Source organism: Enterobacter cloacae complex sp. 277I4 (assembly GCF_050031465.1).
Taxonomy (GTDB): Bacteria; Pseudomonadota; Gammaproteobacteria; order Enterobacterales; family Enterobacteriaceae; genus Enterobacter; species Enterobacter cloacae.
Map to the genome: position 1 here is coordinate 4,211,013 of NZ_JBLGWC010000001.1, position 13,408 is coordinate 4,224,420.

Annotated in this window: 11 protein-coding genes, 1 tRNA gene and 1 pseudogene; 4 read left to right on the forward strand and 9 right to left on the reverse strand. The window is 57.5% G+C overall.

Annotated elements, in window-relative coordinates; all coding sequences use genetic code 11:
* Positions 1–30: 30 nt before the first annotated feature.
* The 8 genes and pseudogenes from citG to ACQG19_RS20535 form a co-directional block, all read right to left on the reverse strand.
* Positions 31–834, reverse strand: a complete 804-nt coding sequence (gene citG, locus ACQG19_RS20500; RefSeq protein WP_029882974.1) for a triphosphoribosyl-dephospho-CoA synthase CitG — start codon at positions 832–834, stop codon at positions 31–33.
* Positions 812–1,351 carry a citrate lyase holo-[acyl-carrier protein] synthase gene (citX, locus tag ACQG19_RS20505; RefSeq protein WP_013098679.1) on the reverse strand — a complete coding sequence of 180 codons (540 nt, stop codon included), beginning with the start codon at positions 1,349–1,351 and terminating at the stop codon, positions 812–814. The genes citG and citX overlap by 23 nt, the downstream gene beginning before the upstream one ends.
* A 2-nt stretch (positions 1,352–1,353) precedes the next feature.
* Entirely contained in the window at positions 1,354–2,871 is a 1,518-nt protein-coding gene (citF, locus tag ACQG19_RS20510) for a citrate lyase subunit alpha (RefSeq protein WP_029882972.1), read from the reverse strand.
* A gap of 10 nt (positions 2,872–2,881) precedes the next feature.
* Entirely contained in the window at positions 2,882–3,757 is an 876-nt protein-coding gene (gene citE, locus ACQG19_RS20515) for a citrate (pro-3S)-lyase subunit beta (protein ID WP_246932801.1), read from the reverse strand.
* Positions 3,757–4,047, reverse strand: a pseudogene (citD, locus tag ACQG19_RS20520) (citrate lyase acyl carrier protein); the annotation flags it as partial. The pseudogene citD and the gene citE, both read right to left, overlap by 1 nt.
* Before the next feature lie 16 nt (positions 4,048–4,063).
* Positions 4,064–5,086, reverse strand: a complete 1,023-nt coding sequence (gene citC / locus ACQG19_RS20525) for a [citrate (pro-3S)-lyase] ligase (protein ID WP_222168912.1) — start codon at positions 5,084–5,086, stop codon at positions 4,064–4,066.
* Between the two features lie 10 nt (positions 5,087–5,096).
* Positions 5,097–5,960, reverse strand: coding sequence for a fumarylacetoacetate hydrolase family protein (locus ACQG19_RS20530; protein ID WP_040021720.1), 864 nt, complete (start codon positions 5,958–5,960; stop codon positions 5,097–5,099).
* Positions 5,961–5,977: 17 nt separating this feature from the next.
* The gene (locus tag ACQG19_RS20535; protein ID WP_013098685.1) at positions 5,978–7,339 is read right to left on the reverse strand and encodes a 2-hydroxycarboxylate transporter family protein; all 1,362 of its coding nucleotides are present in this window, start codon (positions 7,337–7,339) and stop codon (positions 5,978–5,980) included.
* A gap of 344 nt (positions 7,340–7,683) precedes the next feature.
* On the opposite strand from ACQG19_RS20535, the gene ACQG19_RS20540 reads away from it, so the two are divergent.
* Together ACQG19_RS20540 and ACQG19_RS20545 are read left to right on the forward strand one after the other, a co-directional pair.
* Positions 7,684–9,321 carry an ATP-binding protein gene (locus ACQG19_RS20540; protein ID WP_222168911.1) on the forward strand — a complete coding sequence of 546 codons (1,638 nt, stop codon included), beginning with the start codon at positions 7,684–7,686 and terminating at the stop codon, positions 9,319–9,321.
* Entirely contained in the window at positions 9,311–10,003 is a 693-nt protein-coding gene (locus ACQG19_RS20545) for a response regulator (RefSeq protein ID WP_014833240.1), read from the forward strand. The genes ACQG19_RS20540 and ACQG19_RS20545 overlap by 11 nt, the downstream gene beginning before the upstream one ends.
* Positions 10,004–10,057: 54 nt before the next feature.
* Here ACQG19_RS20545 and ACQG19_RS20550 read toward each other — a convergent pair whose 3' ends face one another.
* Complete coding sequence (locus ACQG19_RS20550) at positions 10,058–12,193, reverse strand: ornithine decarboxylase (protein WP_102751599.1); 2,136 nt, start codon at positions 12,191–12,193, stop codon at positions 10,058–10,060.
* A 182-nt stretch (positions 12,194–12,375) separates the two neighbouring features.
* Here ACQG19_RS20550 and ACQG19_RS20555 point away from each other — a divergent pair, with 182 nt between their 5' ends.
* Both ACQG19_RS20555 and ACQG19_RS20560 read left to right on the forward strand, forming a co-directional pair.
* Positions 12,376–13,089 (forward strand): DUF554 domain-containing protein, encoded by a 714-nt coding sequence (locus tag ACQG19_RS20555; RefSeq protein ID WP_013098689.1) that lies wholly within the window; start codon positions 12,376–12,378, stop codon positions 13,087–13,089.
* A gap of 95 nt (positions 13,090–13,184) precedes the next feature.
* Positions 13,185–13,260, forward strand: a tRNA-Phe gene (locus ACQG19_RS20560).
* Positions 13,261–13,408 lie beyond the last annotated feature (148 nt).

The following is a 13,408-nucleotide window of genomic DNA, read 5'->3' on the forward strand; positions in this document are numbered from 1 at the left end:
TTGTGCCGGGTAGGCGAAGCCGCCACCCGGCTATTTTATTGCAGCAAGCACCCACCCCACCGACAGCAAATCCGCGCTGCCGCCCGGGCTCAGGTTGCGTTCAATCAATGCGTTATCCATTCTACGCAACGCTTCACCATCCCAGCCGTCAGCCAGCAGTTCCCGCGCATAGTCCTGAACGTAGCCCAGCCCCTCAATGCCGCCGCGCGACACCAGATTGCTGTCCTGATTGATTGCCATCAGGCGTAACAGCAGGCCGTGAAGTGAATGTCCGTTCCACTGCGCCAGCGCTTTACGCACCGTCGCAAATCCACTCTCCGCCTCGCCGCGCGCGCCGGTTAAGCCGTACTGCCGGAACTGCCGCTCCCCCGCCGTCGCCTGCCCGCTGCGTTCGGCCAGCTCCCGCGAAACCAGCCCGTGGCAGATGTTACTCACCTCACAACAGAGGCTTTCTGCGGAGATATTTTTCACACGCCCGGCGGCGAAGCAGAGTAAACCAAGGGCAAAAATGCCCCCTTTGTGCGTGTTCACCCCGTTCGTCGCGGCATACATCGCCTGCTCACAGGCCATCCCCATCGGGCGGAGGATCCGTAACTGTTCGCCTGCGGGTTTATCGGCATGCGTGTTACCTAGCTCAGCAAAGCGCGAAAACCACGGCGTAATCGCCATAATGCTGCGGACAAACAGCGCGTGATCCATATCGCGATGGGAGCCGTTATTGAGCCTGTCCACCAGCCCCGGTTTCGGTGTCAGCGCCAGCTCCTGCCACAGCGCCTCTGCGGCAAGCGCGGGGACGTCAAGCGGGCGCGGTTTAGTCGCGAGCAAACCAGTCATCGATCATCTTCTCCACGCGCGCCACCACCTGCTCCACAGGATGTTTGCGCGAACGGGAACAGGCGTGGGCCGGTTCATCACAAATCAGGCAGCGTCTGAGATGGGAGCCCAGCGACTGACGTCCAACGTGGCCGTTTTCAGGGCAAATCACATCCAGATCCCACAGCCTGCCAAGCGGGTGCGTCTGCTCCAGCTCCGCACAGTGGGCTTTGATTTCTGCCGCGGGATGGGCCACACACCACAGCGCTTCGGGCCCGGTCGGGAGCCACAGCACCTGGCGGTCCAGCACCTGCCAACGGTTTTCCCACAATAGCTGGTCGCACATTTGTAACGCCACGCCCATGGTGTTGCGATAGCGCAGGCTGTCTTTGATCTCCCCGGGTGTTACCAGCGTGAGGGAGATCACCGGTTGTTGATAGTGCGTAAGCCAGTCAGCCTGACGGGCTGCGCGGCGCTCTTTCGCCGCCAGCAGCGCGTCCAGGCTGACACCCGCCCGCACGGGTGTCGCAATGGTCATATTCACTCCTTTACCTGTCGAACGGTGTCGATCACGCTGCCGTCGCGGTAGCGGATCACCCCGACAATTTTGTCTGTGAACTCAATCGGTTTCGGTACGCCTGTCAGCGAAATTGCCCGCTCATAGAGGGCGTTGATATCCACAACCTTCAGCCCTGCTTCCATGAGGCGTTCGCGGATCTCCGGGCGCGCCGGGTTGACCGCAATGCCGTGATCGGTGACCAGCACGTCGATGCTTTCGCCCGGCGTAAGGCGTGTGGTAACGCGTTTCACCACCGTCGGAATGCGGCTACGCAGCAGCGGCGCAACGACGATGGTCAGGTTTGCCGCGGCGGCCACGTCGCAGTGCCCGCCGGACGCGCCGCGCATCACGCCATCGGAGCCGGTAATGACGTTAACGTTGAAATCGACGTCAATCTCCAGCGCGCTGAGGATCACTACGTCCAGCTGGTCGCAGCTTGCCGCCTTACTGCCGGGGTTGGCGTAGACGTTAGTGGAGATCTCCACGTGGTTCGGGTTGCGCGCCAGCGAGGCCGCCGCCTGGCCGTCGAAGCACTGGGTATCGAGCAGCTTTTCAATCAGCCCCTTCTCGTGCAGATCCACCAGGCTGCCGGTGATGCCACCCAGCGCAAAGCGTGCCTTCACGCCGCTGCGCTCCATCTTCTCTTCCATAAAGCGGGTGCAGGCGGTGGCCGCCGCGCCGGAGCCGGTCTGCATCGAGAAGCCCGGTTTAAAATAGCCGGAGTGCTCAATCACATCCGCCGCATAGCGGGCAATCATCAGCTCGCGCGGGTTACTGGTGACGCGCGCCGCGCCGACGCTGATTTTTGCCGGATCGCCCACGCTCTCCACCTGCACGATGTAGTCCACCTGATCCTGCACCAGGCTGGCAGGCATATTGGGGAACGGCACCAGCGCTTCCGTCAACAACACCACCTTGCGGGCAAAATGGGCGTCCACCATCGCGTAGCCCAGCGAGCCGCAGCACGATTTCCCGTGCGTGCCGTTGGCGTTACCAAACTCATCGCTGCACGGCACGCCAAGAAACGCCACGTCAATGTTCAGCTCACCGTCCTGCAGCAGCTTTACGCGCCCGCCGTGAGAGTGAATTTGTACCGGCTCGTCCATCAGCCCGTGGGAGATGGCATCCGCCAGCTTGCCACGCATGCCGGAGGTGTAGATCCGGGCGATCACACCGCTTGCAATATGCTCGATCAGCGCGTCGTTGCAGGTCATCAGCGAGCTGGAGGCGAGGGTCAGGTTTTTGAAGCCCATCCGCGCCAGCAGCGCCACGACGGTGTTGATCACCCGGTCGCCTTCACGAAACGCGTGGTGGAAGGAGATGGTCATTCCGTCCTTCAGGCCGCTACGCCTCACCGCCTCTTCAATGGAGGCGCAGAGTTTACGGCTGTGTTTCGCGTCGCTGTCCGCCAGCCACGGCGTGGCGCTGTGGGCGGTATCAAACGGTTTTAACTCCCGCAGATGGGGAAAATTCACATGGAGAAGTTCTGTCTGGTTCATTGTGTCATCCTTACCGACGCACGCCGGAGGCCGCCGCGCGTTCGAGCACCACCTGCGCGTGGTTAATAATCGGTGCATCCACCATCTTGCCGTTGAGCGACACCACGCCAAGGCCGTTACGTTCGCCCTCTTCTGCCGCTTCAATCACCCGCAGGGCGTGATCCACCTCTTCCTGGGTTGGCGCATAGGCGTTATGCAGCAGGTCTATCTGGCGCGGGTTGATCAGCGATTTGCCGTTAAAGCCCATCTTGCGGATCAGATCGACCTCGCGCAGGAATCCGGCCTCATCGTTAACGTCTGACCACACCACGTCGAAGGCGTCGATGCCTGCCGCGCGGGCGGCGTGCAGCACGGCGCAGCGGGCGTAGAACAGCTCGGTGCCGTCGCCGCGCTCGGTCTGCATGTCCATCACATAGTCAAAAGCCGCCAGCGCAATGCCGATCAGGCGCGGCGAGCTGCGGGCAATCGCCACGGCGTTGATAACGCCAATGGCCGATTCAATCGCCGCCATCACGCGGGTGGAACCAACCTCGCGCCCGCACTCCTGCTCGATACGCTCAAGGTGGCCTTCCAGCTCGTAGATGTCGTCCGGGGTGTCGGTTTTCGGCAGGCGGATCACGTCCACGCCGGCACGCACGGCGGCTTCCAGATCCAGCAAGCCAAACGGCGTGCTCAGCGGGTTAATGCGCACCACGGTTTCGATGTCCTGATACATCGGGTGCTGCAGGGCGTGGAACACCAGCATTCGCGCGGTGTCTTTCTCGCGCAGAGCAACGGCATCTTCAAGGTCAAACATGATGGAGTCTGGACGGTAGATAAACGCGGTTGAAAGCATGGCGGCGTTGGCGCCCGGCAGGAACAACATACTGCGGCGGAGTTTGCCCATTTCAGCGCCCCCCAGTTAATGGCCTGTTCATCGGCAGCACGCAGAAGCGCACTTTGCAGGCGGGCGCGGATCACACAGTCCAGCGCCCCTTTGTCTTCAATAATGATAAGTCCCTGGTGCACGTTCATGGCGCGCAATGTCTCGTTGACCACCTGGCGAATTTGCTCGCCAAACTGCTTAATCACTTCACTGTGGATGACTATCTCCAGCTCGCCGTGAGCGGGAGCAATTTTCACCATCAGGTCGCTGGACTCCTGCGTTCCGGCCAGCGCCTCCCTTACAATTTTCATGATAAATTCCTGGTAGTTAAGCGACTTCGGCACTCGCACGGTAGTGTGTTTCGAGGTGCGCGAAGGTGGAGTCCGGGACAATCTCCCGGATCCGGGAAAACTGCTGAGTCTTGAGCAAGCGGCGCACTTCGGACGCTGAAATGGCATTGCCGGTGGCCTTGATGCGCGGCATTTCCACCACCTCAATCTGCGGGCTCAGCAAGGCGTGCAGCGTCTGGTTGTACTGACGGGTGATATCGCAAAACGGCTCGGAGCCGATAAAACGATGGGTAATGCCCAGCGCCGGTGCGATAAAGTCGCGGAAGATCAGCACGTCGATTTCGCTCCACGCCTGCTGCACTTTGCCGGTCTCTTTCAAAAAGTAGGCCGGGAAGGTGGCGCGGGAGATGATGTACTGCGAGCCTTCGTGCACGGTCACATTTGGCAGATGCGCGACGCCCGCACGCACCATTCCGAGGCGCGCGCTGAACGGAAAGAACGAGGCATCTTCACGCACCACAAACAGGTGCAGGGCGTCACACTGCATCGCCGCCTGCTCCACCAGATGACGGTGGCCGAGGGTGAACGGGTTGGCGTTCATCACTATCGCGCCAGCCTTCTCCCCGCCCTTGCGCATCCTGCCCAGGGAACGGCAGTAACGCTCGATCCCCTGCGGAGTGTTCTCCATCAGCACGGCGTTGTTGCCGCTCTGGGCAATCGGCCAGAAGCCGCTACGCGCAAAGCGCTCCTTATTGCACGGTCGCGTGCAGAGGAAGAGGTGAAAATGACCGCGCTCCAGCGCCGCATTCTGCACCTCCGCCAGCAAGCGCGCGCTGAGGTTCTCGCCGCGAAGCTGCTCGTTCACGGCCACACACTTGATGACATTGGCGGCAAGACCGGCGCAACCCACCAGTTGCGCGCCGGACCAGGCTTCGACAAACAGCGTGATGTCGTTGTCCAGGCCAAGGCCGCTGTCTGCCAGCAGATAACGGATCTGGCTTAAGCGTTCCGGGTGTTTCGCCACCAGCGTGTGGCGAAAATCGATGGGTTGACTGTTCATGCCGCCTTTCTCAGTGTGCCGCCGCAAGCCCGGTGGCTGGCGCTTCCACAATCACGTTGCTCAGATGACCGATATGCTCGATCTCCACTTCAATGCGATCCCCCTCTTTCATAAACAGCGGCGGATTACGCTTTTTACCCACCCCGCCCGGGGAGCCGGTGATGATCACATCGCCCGGACTTAAGCGGGTAAAGGTGCTGATGTACTCGATCAGCTCCGCAACCTTGTGGATCATGCTGCTGGTGTTATCTTCCTGCACCATGCGGCCATTCAGCCAGGTGCGGATCGCCAGCCTGTGCGGGTCCGGGATCTCATCGGCCGTTGCCATCCACGGGCCAAACGCGCCGGTCTGACGCCAGTTCTTACCGGCAGTAAACCAGGTGTGCTGCCAGTCGCGGGCGGAGCCGTCCATGTAGCAGCTGTAGCCCGCCACGTGGCGCAGCGCCTCGTCACGGCTGATGTTTTCCCCGCCCTTGCCGATGATCACCGCCAGCTCGCCTTCGTAGTCGAATTCGCTGGAGTGACGCGGCTTCAGCACCGGCTCGTTGTGGCCGGTCTGCGAATCCGGGAAGCGCACGAACAGCGTCGGTGCCGGGTTGTGCTGGTCAAACTCCTTGCGCTTGTCGGCGTAGTTCATGCCGACGCAGAGGATTTTTTCCGGCTGCTCAATCACCGGTAAGAAGGTGATGGCGCTCATCGGCACGTCCACGGTATCGTTCAGGTAACGGGTGGCCTGCGCCAGCCCGTTGCCCTGCAGCAGCGCTTTGAGGTCGCTGTAGCGGTCGCCGAGACGGCGACCTAAATCAATCACACCTTCGGCCTGGACGATGCCGTAGCTGCGTTTTCCCTGGTATAAAAAGCTTGCGAGTTTCATTGTTCTTTCCTGAAAACTTAAACGAGGAAGTTGCCCAGAATCAGCAGTGAGATAGAGACGTTAATCGCGCCGCCGATACGGGTAGCAATCTGGGCGAAGGGCATCAGGCTCATACGGTTGCCTGCGGTCAGGATCGCCACGTCACCGGTACCGCCCTGGCCACTCTGGCAGCAGGAGACGATGGCGACATCAATCGGGTGCATACCAATCTTTTTGCCGACGAAGAAGCCGGTCGCCACCAGTGAAGAGACGGTACTGATAATCACCAGCAGGTTAGTCAGCGTGAAGGCCGCGACCAGTTCATGCCATGGGGTGATCGCCACACCGACCGCGAAGAGGATGGGATAGGTCACCGAGGTCTGGAAGAATTTGTACACCACCTGAGAGCCTTCCAGCAGACGCGGAGAGGCACCGTTGCAGAGCTTCACCAGCACCGCCATAAACAGCATGCCAACCGGCGCAGGCAGACCAATCAGCTTGTGGCCGAGCATGCCCAGCATGTAGAGCAGCACCGCCAGCAACGCACCGGAGGCGATGGTGGTGACGTCCGCTTTGCCAGAGAACGCCGGTTGAGAAACGGTGGCATCGGCATTCGCGCGGTTCGGCATCAGCTGACCTTCACCGGTCAGGTGTGGATAACGCTTGCCCAGCTGGTTCAGACAGCCGGAGATGATGATAGCGGTCAGCCCGCCGAGCATGACCATCGGCAGCACGCGACCGAGCGCCACGCCCTGATCCATGTGCAGCAGGGTGGCGTAGCCGATGGAGAGCGGGATAGCCCCTTCGCCCACGCCGCCTGCCATAATCGGCAGAATGATAAAGAAGAAGATCTGGAACGGCTCAAGACCCAGCGCCAGACCCACGCCCATCCCCACCAGCATGCCGACGATCTCGCCGCACAGCATCGGGAAGAAGATGCGCAGGAAGCCCTGAATCAGCACGGTGCGGTTCATGCTCATGATGCTGCCGACAATAATGCAGCAGATGTAGAGATAAAGAATGTTGGTGGATTTATAGAACTTAGTGGTGGATTCCACTACCACATCCGGCAAAAGGCCGTAATAGACCAGCGCGGAGGGGATAAAGGTGGCGCAAATCGCCGCCGCGCCGAGCTTGCCGACAATCGGCAGGCGTTTGCCGAACTCACCGCAGGCAAAACCGAAGAACGCCAGCGTCGCCACCATCACCACGATATCGCTTGGCAGTTTTCCGCCCAGACAATCAATGGCAATCAGCGCGCCCGCCAGGACAAACAGCGGCAGAGGAATAATCCCGATTTTCCAGGTATCCATAATATGCCACCAGCGCTCTTTGAGCGATGGCCGCTGAATATCAATCGGGTCGTGGGTAACAGAGAAAGAATCGTCAGTTGTGCTCATAATAAGCCCCTTAGTTATTTTGTGCGTTCAGCTTAGAGTCACAAAGGCTTACTTTATGTGAGGAATGGCATATTAAAAGCGAAGTTTTAATGGCGACTATGGTTTTAATGGTTTCTTTTATTTAATGTGATTTGCCCCTTATTTATTGCCGTGGTTTTTATGGTTTCTTTTCTAAACCGAACAAACAAATAACATTTACACGGTGGTGTTTAAGGGAAAACCCTTTCAGATAATTCTTTTGCAGGCCTTGCTGTGCAAGGGATCACAAGTTTTCGGCAAAGCGGGTATCCACGCGAAAAAAGATGATATATTGACAAACTTCGTTGATACCACGCGTGATTGTTATGAAAGTATCGTTTCAGATTAAGCTGTTTGTTTCGCTGGTTGTCTTTTTCTCAGTGCTTTTTGCTTTGCTGGGCGGATATTATTATGTCGACGTTAGCCGACAGCTTTATCAGGAAATGAGCGCACGCGCAAAAATACAGGCGGAAGAGATCGCCCTTATTCCGTCATTACGAAAAGAGGTCGAACAAAAAGATATCAACGCCATTCACGATTTTATGCAGAAAATAGCCACCCACAGTGATGCCAGTTTTATTGTGATTGGCGATAACAAAGGGCTGCATCTGTTTCATTCCGTTTTTGCGGACAGAGTGGGCCATACGCTGGTCGGCGGAGACAACGAAGAGGTGCTGCGCGGTAAAAGCACCACCACTATCCGCAAGGGAGGATTAGGCATTTCGCTGCGCAGCAAAGCGCCCATTTTTAACGATACCGGTCAGGTAGTGGGAATTGTCTCGGTAGGCTATCTCACCAGCTATCTTGAAACCATCACCGTCAGTAAAGTGGTTAACATCCTGATCGCCGCCGTACTGTTACTGCTTGCCCTTTTTATCTTCTCCTGGTTCTTTACCCGCAGTATCAAGAAGCAGATTTTCTCCCTGGAGCCGCGAGAGATTGGTCTGCTGGTGCGCCAGCAGAAGGCGATGATGGAGTCCATTTATGAAGGGGTGATCGCCATTGACGATGAACGGCGAATAGAAGTGATTAACCAGGCGGCACGCAAACTGCTGGGCCTGAGCCAGCCGGCCCGGGAACTGCGCGGGCAGCTGATAAGCGAGGTAATCGATCCTGTTCCGTTCTTCGAAACACAAACGATGCTCGCCAAAGATACCCATGACGAGATTTGCCGCTTTAACGATCTCACGGTGATCGCCAGCCGGGTGCGCATCATGCTTGAGAACTCTCTGCAGGGCTGGGTGATCACCTTCCGCGATCGCAACGAGATCGACTCGCTCAGCGCCCAGCTCAGCCAGGTTAAACGCTATGTTGATAACCTGCGCATTATGCGTCACGAGCAGCTAAACCGGATGACCACTCTCTCCGGCCTGTTGCATATGGGCCGCTACGAGGAGGCGATTGGCTACATTCAGGCGCAGTCGGAACACGCTCAGGAGCTGCTGGACTTTATCTCTTCGCGCTTCAGCTCCCCGACACTGTGCGGCCTGCTGCTGGGGAAAGCCGCGCGGGCGCGGGAGAAAGGCGTCGAGCTGAACTTCGACCCGATCTGTCGTCTGGACAGACCGTTCCTCGCGCTGCCTGAGGAGGCGCTGATTTCTATCATTGGCAACCTGCTGGATAACGCCATTGAAGCGACCCAGCGCTCGCCGCTTCCGCATGCTCCTGTGGAAGTGCTGATAAAACTGAGCGAACAAGAACTCATCATCGAAGTGGCCGATCAGGGCGTTGGCATTGAACCGGAGATCCGTGACAGGATATTTGAGCGCGGCATCACCACCAAAACACGCGGCGATCACGGCATTGGTTTGTATCTGATCGAAAGCTATGTCACACAGGCTGGCGGTGCAATTGAGGTTGCCGATAACACGCCGCGGGGGGCGATTTTCTCACTGTTTATCCCCGCCACGGGAACCGCCCGGCATCCCGCACAGGAACAGGAAGATACCGATTATGCAACATGAACTTATCGACGTACTGATAGTTGAAGACGAGAACGAACTGGCGCAACTGCACGCAGAGCTGATCGGCAAACATCCGCGTCTTAGACTGGTGGGGATTGCCTCGTCGCTGGCGCAAGCGCAGGTTGAGCTTGAAAGTAAACAGCCGCAGCTGATGTTGCTGGATAACTACCTGCCGGACGGGAAAGGCATCACCCTTATCAGTAACCCGATGCTCGCCCGCGCCAACTGTTCGGTGATTTTCATCACCGCCGCCAGCGATATGGACACCTGCAGCCAGGCCATTCGTAACGGGGCGTTTGATTACATCCTGAAGCCGGTTTCCTGGAAGCGGCTCAGCCAGTCGCTGGAGCGTTTTGTGCAGTTTGCTGAGCAACAGCGGGTCTGGAAGATTGTTGACCAGCAGAACGTCGATTCTTTATATCAGCTACAGGCGAAAAACTACCGCCAGGACAACGGCAGCAAAGGCATTGAGGAAAATACGCTGGCGCGGGTGCAGGCGCTGTTTAACGACAAGGCGACGCACTGTTTTACGGTGGATGAGGTGGTGAGTGAAACGGGTCTGAGTAAAACCACCACCCGGCGCTATCTGGAGCATTGCGTGGAGGCAGGTTTTCTGACGGTGGAGATGCTGTACGGCAAGATTGGGCATCCGCGGAGGATGTATAAACGTAGTGCGGTTTGAAGAAAAGTTCCCTCTCCCTGTGGGAGAGGGTTAGGGTGAGGGCAACAGCCCGCACTATCTCAATACATACCCATAAAGCCGCTTAATCCCGTCGGCATCCTTTTCGCTGTATACGCCCTGCAGCTCCGGCGAGAAGCCCGGCAGCAGGTTAATCCCCTCTTCCAGCGCAAGGAAGTAGCGCTGCACCGCCCCGCCCCAGACTTCTCCCGGCACCACGCACAGTACACCAGGCGGATACGGCAGCGCGCCTTCGGCAGCAATGCGCCCTTGCGCATCACGGATGCGCACCAGCTCCACGTTCCCGCGAATGTACGCCTGATTGGCATCCTGCGGGTTCATCACCACCGCGGGCAGGCTCTCCTTGCGGAACATCGCTTTCTGCAGATCTTTCACATCAAAACTGACGTAGAGATCGTGCATCTCCTGACACAGCTGGCGGAGTGTGTAATCCCGGTAGCGTACCGGGTATTTCTGATAGATGGTCGGCAACACGTCCGCCAGCGGCGTATCGTCTTCAATATGCTGTTCAAACTGGCCAAGCATCGCCACCAGCTGCGCCAGCTTCTCGCTGCTTTCGGCAGGCGTCAGCAGGAAGAGGATCGAGTTCAGATCGCACTTCTCCGGCACGATGCCATTTTCCCGCAGATAGTGCGCAAGGATGGTCGCCGGAATACCAAAATCAGTATATTCCCCGGTTTCAGCATCGATGCCCGGCGTGGTCAGCAGTAGCTTGCACGGATCGACAAAGTACTGATCGCGGGCATAGCCCTCAAATCCGTGCCATTTGGCCCCCGGCTCAAAGCTGAAGAAGCGACGTTCGCTGGCGATGGCCTGAGTTGGATGATCCTGCCACGGACGGCCTGCCACCACTGGCGGAATAAACGGTTTGATCATACGGCAATTTGCAATGATCGCCTTACGCGCTTCAATCCCCAGCTCGACGCACTCCGCCCACAGCCTGCGTCCGCTCTCCCCTTCGTGAATTTTTGCGTTCACATCCAGCGCCGCAAACAGGGGATAAAACGGGCTGGTGGAGGCGTGCAGCATAAATGCGTTGTTCAGGCGTTTGTGCGGACAGAAACGCGCCTGACCCCGGATGTGGTTATCCTTTTTATGGATCTGCGAGGTTTGCGAGAACCCGGCCTGCTGTTTATGCACCGACTGGGTCACGAAAATGCCCGGATCGTTCTCGTTCAGCTCCAGCAACAGCGGGGAGGTTTCCGCCATCATCGGAATAAATTGCTCGTAGCCCACCCACGCAGAGTCAAAGAGGATGTAATCGCACAGATGGCCGATCTTGTCGATCACCTGACGGGCGTTGTAGATCGTGCCATCGTAAGTACCAAGCTGGATCACTGCCAGGCGGAACGGGCGGGGCTCGTCTGCCTTCTCCGGCGCAACGTCGCGGATCAGATTGCGCAGGTACGCGTCGTCAAAGCAGTGTTCGTCAATCCCACCGATAAAGCCAAACGGGTTACGCGCCGCTTCCAGATACACCGGCGTCGCGCCCGCCTGAATCAGCGCCCCGTGATGGTTAGATTTGTGGTTATTGCGATCAAACAGCACCAGATCGCCACGGGTCAGCAGCGCGTTGGTCACCACCTTGTTGGCCGCCGACGTACCGTTCAGCACGAAGTAGGTTTTATCCGCGTTGAACACTTTCGCGGCGAACTTTTGCGCATGCTTGGCGGAACCTTCGTGGATCAGCAGATCGCCGAGCTTCACGTCGGCATTGCACATATCGGCGCGAAAAACGTTCTCACCAAAGAAGTCATAGAACTGTCGTCCCGCCGGGTGTTTTTTGAAAAACGCCCCGTGCTGGTGGCCCGGACAAGCAAAAGTGCTGTTGCCCATTGCAACATACTGGCTCAGGGTGTCGAAAAACGGCGGTAACAGGTTCTCTTCGTAACGACTGGCGGCAGATTCCAGTTCCAGGAACTCCTGCGCTTTACCCGAGATGACAGCCGTGGCGCCATCGGGCACGTCCGTCGGCTCTTGCGAGAATAAATAGACCGGTAAATGAAAGCCCGTGCGTTTCAGCAACGCAAGAATGCCACTGCGACTCTCCGCGAGCGTAATGACGACTGCCGCCACATCGGTAAAATCAGTGTTATCCAGCGTCACCTTTTCGCGATGCGTGGACACAGTGGAAACCAGCTCACGGCTGACGGCGATTTTCATGGTTTTCATAGGCGCTATATACCCTCACCGAATGGTGAGACAGGGAGGAGAAAATTCGCGCAATAATGTCACCTTTTATTTTGAGGTGCAAGAAGGAATCAGTATGCACTTCACCATCCAAAGCTAAGCGTAAAAAAGCGCTGGCGTGTCATAATCATGCAATACCTATGATTAAGTAACAGGAGTTTTCCGTGGTTATCGGGCCATTTATCAACGCGAGTGCCGTATTGCTGGGCGGCGTACTCGGTGCAGTGTTAAGTCAGCGATTACCGGAGCGTATTCGCGTCTCTATGCCCTCCATTTTTGGCCTGGCCTCCCTCGGGATTGGCATTCTGCTGGTGATCAAATGCGCCAACCTGCCGGTTATGGTGTTGGCCACTCTGCTCGGGGCGCTGATTGGTGAGTTTTGTTATCTGGAAAAGGGGATTAATAACGCGGTCAGCAAAGCGAAAAACCTGATAGCCCGTCCGGGCAAAGCCAAACACGGCACCCATGAGACGTTTATTCAAAACTACGTTGCCATCATTATTCTCTTTTGCGCCAGCGGCACCGGGATTTTCGGTTCGATGCAGGAAGGGATGACCGGTGACCCCAGCATTTTAATCGCGAAGGCGTTTCTCGATTTCTTCACCGCTACGATTTTTGCCACCACGCTCGGTATCGCGGTGGCCGCGATTTGTGTGCCAATGCTGCTGATTCAGCTGGCGCTTGCCACCTGCGCCACCCTGATCCTTCCGCTGACCACGCCCGCGATGATGGCGGATTTTACCGCCGTTGGCGGTCTACTCCTGCTGGCAACAGGGCTGCGCATCTGCGGGATCAAGATGTTCGCGGTGGTGAATATGCTGCCCGCCCTGCTGCTCGCCATGCCGCTTTCCGCGCTGTGGACCCACTTTTTCGCTTAAGATTGCGACGAACTGGTGAGAGATTGTGCATCCTGTAACGAAAACAACATTTTTCGTTGACGGCGGAGAGTGAATCGGGTTTAATGCGCCCCGTTGCCCGGATAGCTCAGTCGGTAGAGCAGGGGATTGAAAATCCCCGTGTCCTTGGTTCGATTCCGAGTCCGGGCACCACTATTTAAAGAACCCGCCCAAAAGGCGGGTTTTTGCTTTTGAGCCAGTCTAACAGCTCAATGCTTCCTTCTTTATGTTCTTAGCCAACGCGGTGCTTTTAACGTTTCGGCACAGGATCATGGCGCTTCCCTAAAACGCTCGCAGTTAT